Annotated in this window: 13 protein-coding genes and 1 pseudogene; 4 read left to right on the forward strand and 10 right to left on the reverse strand. The window is 68.5% G+C overall.

The features are described from left to right. The 10 genes and pseudogenes from AC0GNO_RS20600 to AC0GNO_RS20645 form a co-directional block, all read right to left on the reverse strand. Positions 1-171: pseudogene (locus tag AC0GNO_RS20600) on the reverse strand (IS5/IS1182 family transposase); the annotation flags it as partial. Positions 172-198: 27 nt separating this feature from the next. After that, entirely contained in the window at positions 199-534 is a 336-nt protein-coding gene (locus AC0GNO_RS20605) for a homing endonuclease associated repeat-containing protein (protein WP_472905318.1), read from the reverse strand. Between the two features lie 244 nt (positions 535-778). Next, complete coding sequence (locus tag AC0GNO_RS20610; protein ID WP_472905319.1) at positions 779-1,195, reverse strand: signal peptide prediction; 417 nt, start codon at positions 1,193-1,195, stop codon at positions 779-781. An 11-nt stretch (positions 1,196-1,206) separates the two neighbouring features. Further along, positions 1,207-1,689 carry a thioesterase family protein gene (locus AC0GNO_RS20615; protein WP_472905320.1) on the reverse strand — a complete coding sequence of 161 codons (483 nt, stop codon included), beginning with the start codon at positions 1,687-1,689 and terminating at the stop codon, positions 1,207-1,209. Next, positions 1,686-1,847, reverse strand: a complete 162-nt coding sequence (locus AC0GNO_RS20620; RefSeq protein ID WP_472905321.1) for a hypothetical protein — start codon at positions 1,845-1,847, stop codon at positions 1,686-1,688. The genes AC0GNO_RS20615 and AC0GNO_RS20620 overlap by 4 nt, the downstream gene beginning before the upstream one ends. Beyond that, positions 1,847-3,901 (reverse strand): ATP-binding protein, encoded by a 2,055-nt coding sequence (locus AC0GNO_RS20625; RefSeq protein ID WP_472905322.1) that lies wholly within the window; start codon positions 3,899-3,901, stop codon positions 1,847-1,849. Before AC0GNO_RS20625 ends, AC0GNO_RS20620 begins: the two co-directional genes overlap by 1 nt. Beyond that, entirely contained in the window at positions 3,898-4,698 is an 801-nt protein-coding gene (locus tag AC0GNO_RS20630; protein ID WP_472905323.1) for an enoyl-CoA hydratase/isomerase family protein, read from the reverse strand. The genes AC0GNO_RS20625 and AC0GNO_RS20630 overlap by 4 nt, the downstream gene beginning before the upstream one ends. A gap of 98 nt (positions 4,699-4,796) precedes the next feature. Then, a complete protein-coding gene (locus AC0GNO_RS20635) occupies positions 4,797-5,972 on the reverse strand; it encodes an acyl-CoA dehydrogenase family protein (RefSeq protein WP_472905324.1) in 1,176 nt (391 codons plus the stop codon). A gap of 73 nt (positions 5,973-6,045) precedes the next feature. Beyond that, positions 6,046-7,650, reverse strand: coding sequence for an acyl-CoA carboxylase subunit beta (locus tag AC0GNO_RS20640; RefSeq protein WP_472905325.1), 1,605 nt, complete (start codon positions 7,648-7,650; stop codon positions 6,046-6,048). Next, complete coding sequence (locus AC0GNO_RS20645; RefSeq protein ID WP_472905326.1) at positions 7,647-8,327, reverse strand: TetR/AcrR family transcriptional regulator; 681 nt, start codon at positions 8,325-8,327, stop codon at positions 7,647-7,649. Before AC0GNO_RS20645 ends, AC0GNO_RS20640 begins: the two co-directional genes overlap by 4 nt. A 184-nt stretch (positions 8,328-8,511) precedes the next feature. Here AC0GNO_RS20645 and AC0GNO_RS20650 point away from each other — a divergent pair, with 184 nt between their 5' ends. The 4 genes from AC0GNO_RS20650 to AC0GNO_RS20665 all read left to right on the forward strand — a co-directional run bounded on the left by AC0GNO_RS20650 (position 8,512) and on the right by AC0GNO_RS20665 (position 14,077). After that, the gene (locus AC0GNO_RS20650; protein WP_472905327.1) at positions 8,512-10,179 is read left to right on the forward strand and encodes a cation:proton antiporter; all 1,668 of its coding nucleotides are present in this window, start codon (positions 8,512-8,514) and stop codon (positions 10,177-10,179) included. Continuing rightward, positions 10,176-11,069: a universal stress protein gene (locus tag AC0GNO_RS20655; RefSeq protein WP_472905328.1), complete on the forward strand. Its 894-nt coding sequence runs from the start codon at positions 10,176-10,178 to the stop codon at positions 11,067-11,069. The genes AC0GNO_RS20650 and AC0GNO_RS20655 overlap by 4 nt, the downstream gene beginning before the upstream one ends. A 1-nt stretch (position 11,070) precedes the next feature. Then, positions 11,071-12,426 carry an SLC13 family permease gene (locus AC0GNO_RS20660; RefSeq protein ID WP_472886938.1) on the forward strand — a complete coding sequence of 452 codons (1,356 nt, stop codon included), beginning with the start codon at positions 11,071-11,073 and terminating at the stop codon, positions 12,424-12,426. A gap of 61 nt (positions 12,427-12,487) precedes the next feature. Continuing rightward, a complete protein-coding gene (locus AC0GNO_RS20665) occupies positions 12,488-14,077 on the forward strand; it encodes a Na/Pi cotransporter family protein (protein ID WP_472886937.1) in 1,590 nt (529 codons plus the stop codon). The last annotated feature ends 34 nt before the right edge of the window (positions 14,078-14,111 follow it).

A 14,111-nucleotide genomic window follows, 5' to 3' on the forward strand; every position in this document is an offset into this window, starting at 1 on the left:
CATGGTCTCGTGTGCAAATGGTGGGCGCCCCGTGCTGGCAACCGGCGCGGCCGCTGCAATCAGCGCAATGAGTTCGCGCCACGGCACCACCAGCTCCATCTCGTCGAGGAACACAGCCTTGCGCGTGCGCCTCGTGCTCAGGTTCAGTCCCAGTTCCGCTTGTTTCTTCATGACGCCATTGTTCCTCGCCTCGCACCTTCAGACCATCGGGGACTGCACGGGGTTTTGAACACAATCCCTAGGCTGGCGCCCGAGGTGTTGCCAAAGAACGAGGATGTTGGCGAACAGCTGTTCGTCGGAGTATTCGCCTTGATATGAAGTCGGCCCAAGTCCAGCGGCCGAAAGCGCAGCCTCCCAACCCCCAAGACGGCGCGAGAGGTTTTTCATGTCAAAACGTCCATGCTGCAGGTATTGAGGTTGACTTACGGTGCCAAGGCCGATCAAGCCCGCAACTCGCCTCAAGTCTTCGATGAGCTGTGCGTCCGTGACGGGCACGCCACGAACGCGCGACAACGTGAAGAGGTCTGATGCCATTTTTTCTGCAGCTAAGTTCCGAAACAAAAGACAAAATCAAATATCCGCAATCGTAGACGCTGCGGAAATTGACCCAACAAGTCGAAAACTGAAAGCGACTACTTGACGAAAGGCATGCTGAACTGGTTAACAAGCCCACTTGTCAAATCCCAGATCTATCAGCGACTGCGGGCAATGCAACCCTCCGCTGATTCCCTTGCTGGACTCGAATCGGGTTGAATCGAGCTTGTTGCCGGTTTGCCCATCAACATCCTCCAACCCGCCGCGCCTCCACCTCGAAAGGGTTGTCCCAGTAGGCATCCCGCCCCCGCACCCACTGCCAGGCCCCGGCCAGCAGGTACGCGGGCAGAAACAGCGGTCCCCAGCGCTCGCACTGCCGCACGTGCACCCGTTCGTGTGCGCGCAGGCGCTCCAGTTCCTGCGCGTGGGTGCCCAGGATCACGTGGCCGAAGGTGATGGCGTTGAAGGGCCAGCGGCGCCGGGGCCGCTGGCGCAGGGCGGCGATTTCAAGCACGCCGCCCACGCGCCGGACACGCGCACCCACCAGGAGCAGCAGCAGCCCGAGCGCCAGACCGATGAGGGTGTTGGGCGAGGCCCAGAGCAGGCGAGCCCAGCGCAGCAGTCGCTGGCGTCGCGCCAACTTCGATGGGCGACGGCGCACGGTGCCAGCCCTCAGGACACGATGTACGCGCCCGAGCCGCAGGACAGCAGCTTGCCGTCCGGCCCCAGGAACTCCATGCGCGTGCTCGCAACGCGTGAGCCCAGGCGCATGACTTCGGCGCGCAGTTCGAAATGGTCACCGATGCCGGGGCGCAGGTAGTCGATGCGCAGGTCGATGGTGCCGAGCTTGGCAAAGCGGTGCAGGCGCTGATCGGGTGACTCGTCCATGTGGCGCGCGCCGATGGCGGCCATGCAGGCGAGGCCGCCCATGGCATCGAGCCCGGCGCTGATGACGCCACCGTGGATGCGGTTGTAGCTGTAGTGGCCCACGAGCTGCGGCTTCATGTCGATGCGCGCGGTCACGCGCTCGGGCAGCAGGCTGGTGATCTTCAGGCCGAGCACCTGGTTGAAGACGATTTTTTCTTCAAAGATGGCCTTCAGGCCGGCGATGAACTCGGGCTCGAATTCGGTGGGCAGGGTGATGGTTTTGGTCATGCAGGGATTGTGTCGGATCGTTGTCCGTCTGGGCCATCGCCCGTTTCGTCCCAGGCGTTCACGTTCGGCGCGATGGTCTGGGGTGGGAAACGGCGCACCGTGTCGATCAGCGCGACGCGGTCTTCCGGGTTGCAGTCGGGGGTGGGGTGAATGTTCATCACAGGAAGGTGGCCAGCAGTTGGCCGGGTGCCACCTGCTGGCCCGGCGCCACGTTCAGGCTTTCGATCACCGTGTCGCGCGGCGCGTGCAGGGTGTGCTCCAGCTTCATGGACTCGATCACCAGCAGCGGCGCGCCGCGCGCCACCGTCTGCCCGGTCTGCACATGCAGGGCGATGAGCTTGCCGTTGAAGGGGGCGCGCAGCTCGCGCGCGGCGCTGGCGCCCCCCGCGGCTTCGCGGGGCGCAAAGCCCAGGTCGTCGATCCAGAGTTCGGTGGCGGTGCCGGCCGGCAGGTCGCCTCCGGTGAGTTGCACATGCCAGCGCGGCACGCCAGCGCCGGGGTCGACCGGCACGGCCCGGGCGCTCCAGCCGACCCCGTCGAGCACGATGCGCTGGCCGCTGACCTGTGCCTCGTGAACCCGGTCGCCCTGGATCACGCGCAGGCGGCCCTGGCCGGTTTCCTGCACCAGCCACTTGTGCACCTTGCTGCCCAGGCGCAGGCGCAGGTGGCGCGGGTGGGGACTGGGCAAGGCCCCGGCCGGCGGCTGGCTGACGTACAGCAGGGCCAGCGCGGCCACCCCCTCGGCGGCTGGTGTGGTCTGCAGGCTGGTGCGCAGCGCGTCGCCGTGTTCGGCCAGAAAGGGAATGCTCGCGGCCCCCGCGGCCAACACCGGGTGCCACAGGCAGGCCGACAGAAAGGCGCGGTTGGTGTGCAGGCCAAGCACCTGCGTGGCACCCAGCGCGTGCGCCAGGCGGCGGATGGCCTCGGCGCGTGTGGGCGCGTGGGCGATGAGCTTGCCGAGCAGGGCGTCGTAGTGCGGCGTGACTTCGGCACCGGTTTCCAGCGCGTGGTCGAACCGCAGGCCGGGGACCGAAAGGTCGGGTTCGGTGAAGTGGCGCACGCGGCCGGTGTGTGGCGTGTGGTGTTCGTCTTCGGCGCACAGGCGCACTTCGATGGCGTGGCCGTTGAAGCGGACCTGCTCCTGGGTCAGCGGCAGCGGCTCGCCGCGCGCAACGCGCAGCTGCCATTCGACGAGGTCGAGACCGGTGATCATTTCCGTGACCGGGTGTTCGACCTGCAGCCGCGTGTTCATCTCCATCAGGTAGAAACTGCCGCTGCGCGGGTCGCTGTCCCAGGTCTGGGGAGGGACCCAGTCCTTGCTGGGTCCAGGGGCTGTTTCGCCTTGGGGCGGCCCGGCGGCGAAACGGTCCTGCTCACCCTCCAGCAAAAACTCCACCGTGCCCGCCCCCACATACCCCGCGGCCTGCGCGAGCGCCACCGCACACCGGCCCAGCTCGGCCCGCAGCGCAGGCGACACCGCCGGGCTGGGCGATTCTTCGATGATCTTCTGGTGGCGGCGCTGCACCGAGCAGTCGCGTTCGCCGAGGTGGATGCAGTGGCCGTGCGCGTCGGCAAACACCTGCACCTCCACATGCCGAGGGCGCAGCAGCGCGCGTTCGATCAGCAGATCGCCATTGCCGAAACCCGACAGCGCTTCAGAGCGAGCGCTGTGCAGGGCCGGCAGCAGCTGCGCAGTGTCGTGCACCAGCCGCATGCCACGACCGCCGCCGCCCGCCACGGCCTTGACCATAAGCGGGAAGCCGATGCGTTGCGCTTCGGCGATGAAGGTTTGATCGCGCTGGTCGTCACCAAAATAGCCGGGCAGACAATGCACGCCTTGCGCCAGCGCCAGGGCCTTCGCGGCCGACTTGCTGCCCAGCGCCCGGATCGCCGCCGGCGGCGGGCCGACCCAGACCAGCCCGGCGTCGATCACGGACTGGGCGAAGTGTGCGTTCTCGCTCAGGAAACCGTAGCCGGGGTGCACGGCGTCGGCGCCGGTGGCGCGCGCGGCTTCGAGCAGCTGGTTCACGCGCAGGTAGGAGTCGGCCGAGGCCAGGCCGCCGAGCGCGAACGAGGTATCCGCCTCGCGCACGTGCAGCGCGTTCCGGTCGGCGTCGGAATACACGGCCACGGTGGCGATGCCCATGGCGTGGGCGCTGCGGATGATGCGGCGGGATATCTCCCCTCTATTCGCGATCAGGAGCTTTTTCATGCCGGGCCGTCTTTCGCCCACGGCGCGGGCTGTTTCTTCGCGAAAGCGCCCAGGCCGGCCGCGGCCTCGGGGCCACGCAGCGCGGCGGCGAAAGCGATGGCGGCCTCGCTGCGCAGGTCGGGCGCCTTGTCGCGCAGGCGGTGCAGCAGTTGCTTGGTGGCGGCGACCGCGCCCGGGGCCGCGGCCCGCAAGGCCCGCTCGGCTTCGGCCACGGCGGCACCGAGCGCGCCGTCGGCCACCACGGTGTTCACCAGACCCGCAGCCTGCGCCTGGGCCGCGCTCCAGCGCGCACCGCTCAGCAGGCACTGCCGCGCCACCGCATCGCCCAGTCGCTGCCAGACGAAGGGCGCGATCTGCGCCGGCGGCAGGCCGAGCGTGACCTCGGGCGTGGCGAACACCGAGCGCTCGGTGGCGATCACGACGTCGGCACAGCACACCAGGCCAAAGCCCCCGCCCATGGCCGTGCCGTCCACCGCGATCACCAGCCACTGCGGCAGCTCGGTGAGTGCGTGCAGCACGTCGCCAAAGCCACGGTTCATGGCGATCAGCGGGTCATCCTCACCGGGCTGCAGGGGTTGGCCGATGGCGCTGGCAAAACCGCCCAGGCTGCCGCCCGCGCTGAAGGCGCCGCCCGCGCCGGTGAGCACGATGCCGCGCAAGGATGTGTCTTGCTTGGCGCGCAGGCAGGCCTCGAACAGGGCCAGCACCAGGGTGTCGGAGAGGGCGTTGCGCGTGCCGGGGTCGTTGAGCGTCCAGCGCTCGGTGTCACCTTGTCGAACCACCAGAAAATTGCTCATATCCACCTTTCGAGTTTGAGAGAAGTGTCTGGACCCGCAGTCGCCGACGATCCGGCTCTGCCGGTCAAAGGGCAACGTCCCCCTGGGGGGATGCCGCGTCAGCGGCGCAGGGAGGATTTCTGCAGTCCCATGGTCTTGGCCAGGATGCCCAGCATCACTTCATCCGCCCCACCGCCAATCGACGCCAGCCGCCCGTCACGGAACATGCGCGAGACCTTGTTTTCCCATGTATAGCCCATGCCGCCCCAGAACTGCAGGCAGGTGTCGGGCACCAGGCGGTTCAGACGCCCGGCTTTCAGCTTGGCCATGGTCGCCCACTCGGTCACGTCTTCGCCCGCCACGTAATGTTCACACGCCTGGTAGGTGAGCGCGCGCAGGCTCTCCACCTCGGTCTTCATCTCGGCCAGCTTGAACTGCACCCACTGCTGATCGGCCAGCGTGGCGCCGAAGAGCTGGCGATCTTGCGCATAGTCCACCGTCCACTGGATGCAGTTGCTCAAGCTCTGGATGCAGCTGGCTGCGGCCCACAGGCGCTCCTCCTGGAACTGCTGCATCTGGTAGATGAAGCCCGCGCCCTCGGCGCCGATGCGGTAGCGCTGCGGCACGCGCACTTCGTCAAAAAACAGCAGGCCGGTGTCGCTGCTGTTCATGCCGATCTTCCGGATCTTCTGGCCGACCTCGAAGCCTTTGACGGTCTTGCCGTTCTCGCGCAGCGGCACCATGACCAGGCTCTTGTTCTTGTGCGCGGGGCCCTCGCTGGTGTTGACCAGCATGCACATCCAGTCGGCCTGCAGGCTGTTGGTGATCCACATTTTCTGCCCGCTGATGACGTAGTCGTCGCCGTCCTTGCGCGCCGTGGTCTTGATGGCCGAGACGTCGCTGCCCGCGCCGGGCTCGCTCACGCCGATGCAGCCCACCATGTCGCCCGCGATCGCCGGCGCGAGGAACTGGGCGCGCAGCTCGTCGCTGCCGAAGCGCGCGAGTGCGGGCGTGGCCATGTCGGTCTGCACGCCGATGGCCATGGGCACGCCGCCGCAGTGGATGTGGCCCAGCGCTTCGGCCATGGCCAGGCTGTACGAATAGTCCAGACCCGCGCCGCCGAAGGCCTCGGGCTTGGTCAGGCCCAGCAGGCCCAGCTGGCCCAGCCCTTTGAAGACTTCGTGCGCCGGGAAGATCTCGGCCGCCTCCCACTCGTCCACGTGCGGGTTGATGTGCTCGTCGATGTAGCGCTTGAGCGTGGCCTGGATCTCGCGGTGTTCGTGGGTGAACTGCATTGGATATGTCCTGTTCAGTTGGGGACAGAGCCAGAGGGCGCTGCGCGCGTCTCTGGGTCTGTCCCACAAGGTTTTACATGCGCGCCACGCCAAACTGCATCGGCCTGGGCTGGCGTGCGGCCGCTTCGGCGCAGGTGTCGAGGCAGAAGGCGAGCACGGCGCGCGTGTCGCGCGGGTCGATCACGCCGTCGTCGAGCACCAGGCCGCTGGTGTGGAACGCGTCGGCCTGGCTTTCGAACACGTGGACGATCTGGTCGAATTGCGCCTGCATCTGCGCCTTCACTTCGGGCGTATCGGTCGGGATGCCTTTGCGCGCCAAGCCGGCCTCGGCCACGATGCGCATGGTGCGTGCGGCCTGCTCGCCGCCCATCACCGCGGTGCGTGCGTTGGGCCAGCTGAACAGGAAACGCGGCGCGTAACCGCGGCCGCACATGCCGTAGTTGCCGGCGCCGAAGCTGGCCCCGCACTGGATGGTGACCTGCGGCACGCTGGCGTTGGTCACGGCCTGGATCATCTTGCTGCCGTGTTTGATCATGCCGGCCTGCTCGCTGTCCTTGCCGACCATGTAGCCGGTGGTGTTCTGCAGGTAGACGATGGGGTGGCCGAGCTGGCACATCCACTGGATGAAGTGCGTGGCCTTGTTGGCGCCGGCCACGTCGATGGGGCCGTTGTTGCTGACGATGCCCACCGCGTGGCCGCCGATGTGCGCCTGGGCGCAGACGGTGGCGGGGCCGTAGAGCGGTTTGAATTCAAGGATGTCGGAGGCGTCGGTGATGCGCAGCAGGATCTCGCGCATGTCGACCGGTTCGCGGTGGTGCGGGGGCATGAGGGCGAGCAGGTCTTCGGTGTCAAACCGCGGCGGCTCGGCCGTTGGGGCCAGGGCCCCCTGCCAACCCGTCTGGCCCACCACCCGCCGAGCGATGCCCAATGCCTCCCGGTCATCCTCCGCCAGGTACTCGCCCAACCCCGACACACCGGTGTGCATCTCGGCGCCACCCAGCTCCTCTTCGGTCGCCACTTCGCCGGTGGCCGCCATCAACAGCGGTGGCCCGGCGAGAAAAGCCCGCGAGCGCCCGCGCACCATGATCACCACGTCGGAGAGGCCCGGCATGTAGGCGCCGCCCGCCGTGCCCGAGCCGTGCTGCACCGTGATCACCGGCAGGCCCGCGGCCGAGAGGCGCGCCAGGTTGCGGAACAGCGCACCGCCGAGCACGAAGCCCTCAACCTGGTATTTCATGAGGTTCGCGCCCGCGCTTTCGACCAGGTGCAAGAAGGGGAGCTTGTTTTCCAGCGCCATCTCCTGCACGCGCAGGATCTTCTCCAGCCCACGCGGCTGGATCGCTCCGGCCTCGATGCCAGAATCGCTCGCCACCACCATGCAGCGCACGCCGCTGATGAAGCCGATGCCGGCCACAACGCCGCCACCGGGCACGGACTTGTCCGGGTCTTTGCTGTCCTGCAGAAAACCGGCGAGCGAACACAGCGGGAGGAACGGTGCACCGGGGTCGAGCAGCAGGCCGATGCGTTCGCGCGGCAGCAGCTGGCCACGCTGGTCGAACACCGGCCGGGATTTCGCCGAGGCCTGGGCGGCGCGGTCTTCGAGGGCACGCAGCTGGGCGATGCGGGCCAACATCGCTTCACGGCGCTGCTTCACCAGATCGGCCGGGTGCGGGCTCATACCGGATCCTTCAGAAAGAGCTGCAGCGTGGTCTGGGTCAGGTCGTCCAGCGAAGCCTGGCGCGCCGGGTCGTACCACTGCACGGACCAGTTCAGCGCGCCAAACAGCATCAGCCGCGCCAGCCCCGGGTCGCCGCGCAGCTCGCCGCTGGCGTGCAGTGCCTGCAGAACCGGCACCCAGGCGGCTTCGTAGTCGGCCTTCTGGTGATTCACCTCGCCGCGCTGCGCCTCGGACAGCGAACGCCATTCGTACAACATGACGGGGATGAAATCGCTGTCGGGTCCGAGCAGCACTTCAAAGTGGCTGCGCACCAGCACCCGCAGGCAATCGCGCGCGCCCAGGGCTCGCCCGTTCATGGCGCCTGCGGCCACCGCACTGTCCATGGCTGCCGCCTGGCGCCGCAGCGCGCTCTGCATGCCTTCGCGCATCACGCCGGCCAGCAGGGCTTCCTTGTTCTCGAAGTGGTAGAAAGGCGAGCCCGAGCGCATGCCGGCGGCGGTGGCGATGTCGCGCGTGCTGGTTGCCGCAAACCCCTGCTGGCGAAACAGGCGGGCCGCGGCTTGCAGCAGGGCCTGCCGGCGGTTGCCGTCATCGCGCTCGTCGTCGGTTTTTCGCGGTCGACCGCGTGCCCGGCGGGGCGCGTCCGGGGTGGCCGTGTCGTCAGATGGGCAGCTCATGGCAACGAACCATAGCAGTCCATGTTATTTTCAGCAAGCACATGCTTTGCATAAATAAGACCCGGTGGAGGTGTGCCCACGCACCCGTCCAGCCGGGCGGCACACCAGTCTGGTATTTGCGCATGGGGTGTGTCCGTTTGTTACCCTTGACCTGTCCTGACCACAACCATCCGCGCTCGACGCCATGCACGAACCCTTTGCCGAGTTTGCCGCCCTGCTGCTGATCTGCGCGCTCGTCGGCGCCCTGTTCGTCCGTCTGCGCCAGCCGGTGCTGATCGCCTACATCGTCGTCGGTGTGCTGGTGGGGCCGGCCGTGTTCGGCCTGGTCACGGCACACGACCAGATCGCCCTGCTCGCCCAGGTGGGGGTGGCGGTGCTGCTGTTTGCGGTGGGCCTGAAGCTCGACCTGCACCACATCCGCCACATCGGCCCGGTGGCGCTGGCCACGGGCCTGGGCCAGCTGAGCTTCACCATCGTGATCGGTTTTGCCATCGTCATGGCGCTGGGCCGCGACTGGATGGAAGCGCTCTACGTGGCCGTGGCGCTCACGTTTTCCAGCACCATCATCATCGTCAAGCTGCTGTCCGACAAACGCGAGCTTGACAGCCTGCACGGGCGCATCGCCGTGGGCTTCCTGATCGTGCAGGACCTGGCGGTGGTGATCGCCATGATGACCATGAGCGCCCTGCGCGGCACCGGCGGAGCCGACGGCGCCGAAACGGCGCTGATCGATGTGGCCCTTTCACTGGTCTGGCGACTGGCACTGGCGGCCGCGCTGATGTTCGTGCTGATGCGCTGGGTGCTCCCGCGGGTGGTGGCCTCCATGGCCCGCTCGCAGGAGCTGCTGCTGGTGTTTGCGATCGCCTGGGGCGTGGCGCTGGCGGCCGTGGGCGAATGGGCCGGCTTCAGCAAAGAGGCGGGCGCTTTCCTGGCGGGCTTCTCGCTCGCCTCCACGCCCTACCGCGAAGCCATGAACGCCCGCCTGACCGGCATCCGCGACTTCCTGTTGCTGTTCTTCTTCATCGACCTCGGCGCCCGGCTCGACTTCTCGACCCTGGGCGCGGAAGTGGGGCCCGCGCTGCTGCTGTCGCTGTTCGTGCTGATCGGCAATCCGCTGATCGTCATGGCCATCATGGGCTACATGGGCTACCGCAAACGCACCGGCTTCATGGCCGGTCTCACGGTGGCACAGATCAGCGAGTTCTCCATCGTGTTCATGGCCATGGGCATCACGCTCGGCCATGTCGGTACGCCGGCACTGGGGCTGACCACGCTGGTCGGCGTGATCACGATCACCCTGTCCACCTACATGATCCTGTACTCGCAGCCGCTCTACGAACGCCTGGCCCCCTGGCTGGGCCGCTTCGAGCGTCACCAGCCCTTCCGGGAACTGGCGGCCGAGAGGCAGCCCGCGGACCGGCCCGCGGCCGAGGTGGTCGTGTTCGGGCTGGGGCGCTACGGCAGCCGGCTGCTGCGGCAACTGCGGGCGGCGGGCGTCGAAGCGATCGGCGTCGACTTCGACCCCGAGGCGGTGAAAACGCTGCAGGCCCTGCAGCTGCCGGTGCACTTCGGCGACGGGGAAGATCCGGACTTTCTGGAGACACTGCCGCTGGCGAAGGTGCACTGGGTCGTCACCACCTTTCCCCAATGGGAATCGAACCGCGCCTTGCTGCACGCATTGAAGGGCGCGCGCTTCGAGGGCCAGGTGGTGGCGGCGGTGCGCGACGCGGCCCACGGCCGCGCGCTCGGCCACGCGGGTGTGCGCCATATCCTCAACCCCTTCGAAGACGCCGCCGACCACGCGGCCGGGCAACTGGCCCAAGCGATCCACAGCAAGGAGAACGCAACATGAAAGCCTGGGGACCGATCCTCACCACCACCGACTTCTCCGGCCCGGCCCGCCACGCCGCCGACCGCGCCGCGCGCCTGGCCCGCGAGTCCGGCAGCCCGCTGACGCTGATGCACGTGATGCCCGGCGAGGCGTTGACCGAATTGCGCCATTGGCTGGGCGCCGGGCACGCCACCGAAGGCCGGCTGATGGACGCCAGCCTCCAGCAACTGCAGCAGCTCGCCGAGAGCTTGCGCACCCAGCAACAGATCACCGTGCATGTGGTCGAGTCCAGCGGCTCGGTGCTCGACGAGATCCGCAAACAGGCCGATGCGCTGGACGCGTCCCTGCTGGTGCTGGGCGCTCGCGGTACGGGCTTCCTGCGCCGGCTGGTGCTGGGCTCCACCTCGGAGCGCCTGCTGCGCCGCACCAGCCGGCCCGTGCTGGTGGTGCGCCAGACACCCCACGAGCCCTACCGCCGGGTGCTGCTGGCGCTGGATTTTTCGCCCTGGTCGATGCAGGCGGTGGCGGTTGCGCTTCGCGTGGCGCCCCACGCCCGCTTTGTGCTGCTCAACGCGTTCCAGGTGCCGTTCGAGGACAAGCTGCGCTACGCCGGTGTCGACGCCGCCACCATCGACCACTACCGCGATCAGGCGCGAGCCGAAGCCGTGCAACGCGTGAACGCTTTCGCCGCGCAGACGGGCCTGAAGCCCGGCCAGTGGGAAGCCTGCGTGATCGAGGGCGATGCGTCGCAGCGCATCGTGGAGCAGGAACAGGAACGCGACTGCGACCTGGTGGTGCTGGGCAAGCACGGTCAGTCGGCCACCGAAGACCTGCTGCTGGGCAGCGTGACCAAGCATGTGCTCGCTGAGGGCAGCGCCGACGTGCTGGTGTCCACAGCCCGTGCCGTCTGACATGGCTTGGAGCGTTCCCAACACGCTGGTGCGCGCGCTGGCCTGCCTGGCGCTGGCCGCCGGGGTGTACCAGATCACGCCCGGCCCCGAGACCCTGCGCGCCGGCTTGGCCCTGTTCACCCTGATCGGCGGGCTGTGGATGACCCAGGCGCTGCACCTGAGCGTGACCGCCCTGCTGGTGCCGCTGCTGGCGGTGGCGGCGGGCCTGATGAGCTTTCGCGAGGCCCTGGCTTCATTTGCCCACCCGATCATCTTTCTTTTCCTCGGCGGCTTCGCGCTGGCCGCCGCGCTGCAGCGGCAGGGGCTGGACCGCGCGCTGGCGCTCGCCGTGCTGCGCCTGGCCGCCGGGCGCCGGGCACTGGCGGTGGCCCTGCTGTTCGGCCTGACCGCGTTGCTCTCGATGTGGATCAGCAACACCGCCACCGCGGCCATGGTGCTGCCGATGGCGCTGGGCCTGCTGCGCGCACAGGAGGGTGCCGACGACGTGGGCCCGCGTGAACGCGTCTTCGTGCTGCTGGGCGTGGCCTACAGCGCCAGCATCGGCGGCATCGGCACCCTGGTGGGCAGCCCGCCCAACGCCATTGCCGCTGCGCAGGCGGGCATCGGCTTTGCCGAGTGGATGCGCTTCGGCATTCCGATGGTGCTCCTGCTGCTGCCCCTGATGGTGGGCGTGCTCTACCTCATGCTGCGGCCGCGCCTGGGCGGGCAGCTGGTGCTGCAGGACGAGGTCTTTGAATGGACGCCGGGGCGGCGCACCACACTGCTCATCTTCACGCTCACCGCCGCCGGCTGGATGGCCGCCGAGCCGCTGGGCCGCGCACTGGGCATCGCCGCCGACATGGACAGCTGGGTCGCCGTGACCGCCATCGTCGCACTGGTGGCCACGCGGGTGATGGCCTGGCCGACCATCGAACGCCAGACGCACTGGGGCGTGCTGCTGCTGTTCGGGGGCGGTCTGGCGCTGAGTCAGGTCATGCAGGTCAGTGGCGCCAGCCGTTTTCTCGCCGACGGGCTGGTGGCGGCCATGCACGGCGCCTCCACGCTGTGGCTGCTGCTCGGCGTGGTGAGCTTCGTGGTCTTCCTCACCGAACTCGTCAGCAACACCGCCAGCGCCGCGTTGATGGTGCCGATCTTTCTGGGCGTGGCGCAGGCGCTGGGCCTGCCCGCGCCGCTGCTCGCGGCCGCCATCGCGGTGGCGGCGTCGTGTGCCTTCATGCTGCCGGTGGCCACGCCGCCCAACGCCATCGTCTTTGCAACGAACGAGGTGCCGCAGGCCACCATGATGCGCTGCGGAATGGTGCTCAACCTGGTCTGCATCGCCGTGATCGTGGTCGTGGCGTCGGTGGTGTATTCATGAGCGCAGCGCCGGGCCGCCCCAGGCCAGTTCGCACCGCTGTGCGAAGCACGGCGGTTTCCCCATGAGCAGCATCTGGCATTCGCTGAGCCTGCTGGCGGGTGGCCTCGGCCTGTTCCTGCTGGGCATGGGCATGATGACCGACGGCCTCAAGCAGGCCGCGGGCCAGGCGCTGCACAACATCCTCGCCAGCGCCACCCGCACCCGCTGGCACGCGCTCGGCTCGGGGGCGCTCGTGACCGCGATGGTGCAGTCGTCCACCGCCGTCACGGTGGCCGCCATCGGCTTCATCAACGCCGGCCTGCTCGGGCTCGCGCCCGCGCTGTGGGTGCTGTTCGGCGCCAACATCGGCTCCACCATGACCGGCTGGCTGGTGGCGCTGGTGGGGCTCAAGTTCAAGATCGAAGCCTTTGCGCTGCCGCTGGTGGGTCTGGGCATGCTGCTGCGCCTGACCGGCGCCAGCCAGCGCCGCGGAGCCATCGGCACCGCCGTGGCCGGTTTTGGTCTGCTGTTCCTCGGCATCGGTCTGTTGCAGGAATCGTTCAACGGCATCGCGGGGCAGATCGCCCTGCCCCAGGGTGATGGCGTGCAGACCGTACTGGCGCAAGTGCTCATCGGCCTGCTGATGACGGTGCTGATGCAGTCGTCGGCCGCTTCGATGGCGATTGCCCTGACCGCGGCGCAAGGTGGCCTGCTTGATGCCCAGGGGGCCGCGGCCGTGGTGATCGGCGCCAACATCGGCACCACCGTCACCGCGCTGCTGGCCGCCATCGGCGCCACACCCAACGCGCGCCGCGCTGCCGCCGCACACGTGATCTTCAACCTCATCACCGCCTGCGTGGCGCTGGCGTTGCTGCCCTGGCTCATCGGCGCGCTGGCCAGCGCCCGCGACGCGCTCGGCCTGTCCGCCGACCCCGCGGCCATGCTGGCGCTGTTTCACACCACGTTCAACGTGCTCGGTGTGGCCCTGATGTGGCCGCTGGCCGACGGGCTCACACGCTGGCTGCTGCAGCGCTTTCGCGCCCGCGAGGAAGACGAAGCCCAGCCGCGTTATCTGGACGACAACGTGCTGGCCGTTCCCGCCCTGGCGCTGGACGCGCTGGAGCGCGAGGTGGCGCGGTTTGGCCAGTTGTGCGTGCGCATCGCGGGCGAAGTGCTCACCGGGGCGGCGCCGGTCGCGCTGGTCGGCGACCGCACCGCCATGACACAACTCGACGCGGCTGTGGAGTCCTTTACCGAACGCCTGAGCCGCCTGGAGTTGTCCAAGGAGGCGAGCGAGCGCCTGGCCGAGTTGCTGCGCATCCACCGCTATTACAAGACCTGCGCAGAACAGGCGCAGAGCGCGGCGCCCTTGAGGGCACCCGAAGACCCGTCCCTGGCGGCCCACCAGCAGGCCTTTGTGGTGGCGCTGCAGCAGCTCTTCACGCAGCAGGATGCGGGTTCCGGGGCGCACGGCGCCACGTCGCTGGTCGACGTGGCGCCCATGGAGCAGGCCTACCAGAGCCTGAAGGCCGCGGTGCTGGTGTCTGCGGCGGCGGGCGCCCTGCCGCTGTCGCGGATGGAAACGTCGCTCGGCCAGTACAGTGCGCTGCGCCGTGCGGCCCAGCAGGCGGCCAAGGCGCGCGAACACCTGCACCGCCAGCGCGCCCCCTGACAGAGCCCCGCCGGGGGGCCTTTCGCCGCGGGTG

This window comes from Hydrogenophaga sp. L310 (assembly GCF_055703065.1).

Excerpts from the sequence above, each read along its gene's own strand:
- AC0GNO_RS20660 (WP_472886938.1), top strand. The coding sequence starts at position 11,071 with ATGGCTTGGAGCGTTCCCAACACGCTGGTGCGCGCGCTGGCCTGCCTG.
- AC0GNO_RS20655 (WP_472905328.1), top strand. The coding sequence starts at position 10,176 with ATGAAAGCCTGGGGACCGATCCTCACCACCACCGACTTCTCCGGCCCG.
- AC0GNO_RS20605 (WP_472905318.1), bottom strand. The coding sequence starts at position 534 with ATGGCATCAGACCTCTTCACGTTGTCGCGCGTTCGTGGCGTGCCCGTC.
- AC0GNO_RS20645 (WP_472905326.1), bottom strand. The coding sequence starts at position 8,327 with ATGAGCTGCCCATCTGACGACACGGCCACCCCGGACGCGCCCCGCCGG.
- AC0GNO_RS20635 (WP_472905324.1), bottom strand. The coding sequence starts at position 5,972 with ATGCAGTTCACCCACGAACACCGCGAGATCCAGGCCACGCTCAAGCGC.
- AC0GNO_RS20625 (WP_472905322.1), bottom strand. The coding sequence starts at position 3,901 with ATGAAAAAGCTCCTGATCGCGAATAGAGGGGAGATATCCCGCCGCATC.
- AC0GNO_RS20615 (WP_472905320.1), bottom strand. The coding sequence starts at position 1,689 with ATGACCAAAACCATCACCCTGCCCACCGAATTCGAGCCCGAGTTCATC.
- AC0GNO_RS20640 (WP_472905325.1), bottom strand. The coding sequence starts at position 7,650 with ATGAGCCCGCACCCGGCCGATCTGGTGAAGCAGCGCCGTGAAGCGATG.
- AC0GNO_RS20630 (WP_472905323.1), bottom strand. The coding sequence starts at position 4,698 with ATGAGCAATTTTCTGGTGGTTCGACAAGGTGACACCGAGCGCTGGACG.
- AC0GNO_RS20650 (WP_472905327.1), top strand. The coding sequence starts at position 8,512 with ATGCACGAACCCTTTGCCGAGTTTGCCGCCCTGCTGCTGATCTGCGCG.
- AC0GNO_RS20665 (WP_472886937.1), top strand. The coding sequence starts at position 12,488 with ATGAGCAGCATCTGGCATTCGCTGAGCCTGCTGGCGGGTGGCCTCGGC.
- AC0GNO_RS20620 (WP_472905321.1), bottom strand. The coding sequence starts at position 1,847 with ATGAACATTCACCCCACCCCCGACTGCAACCCGGAAGACCGCGTCGCG.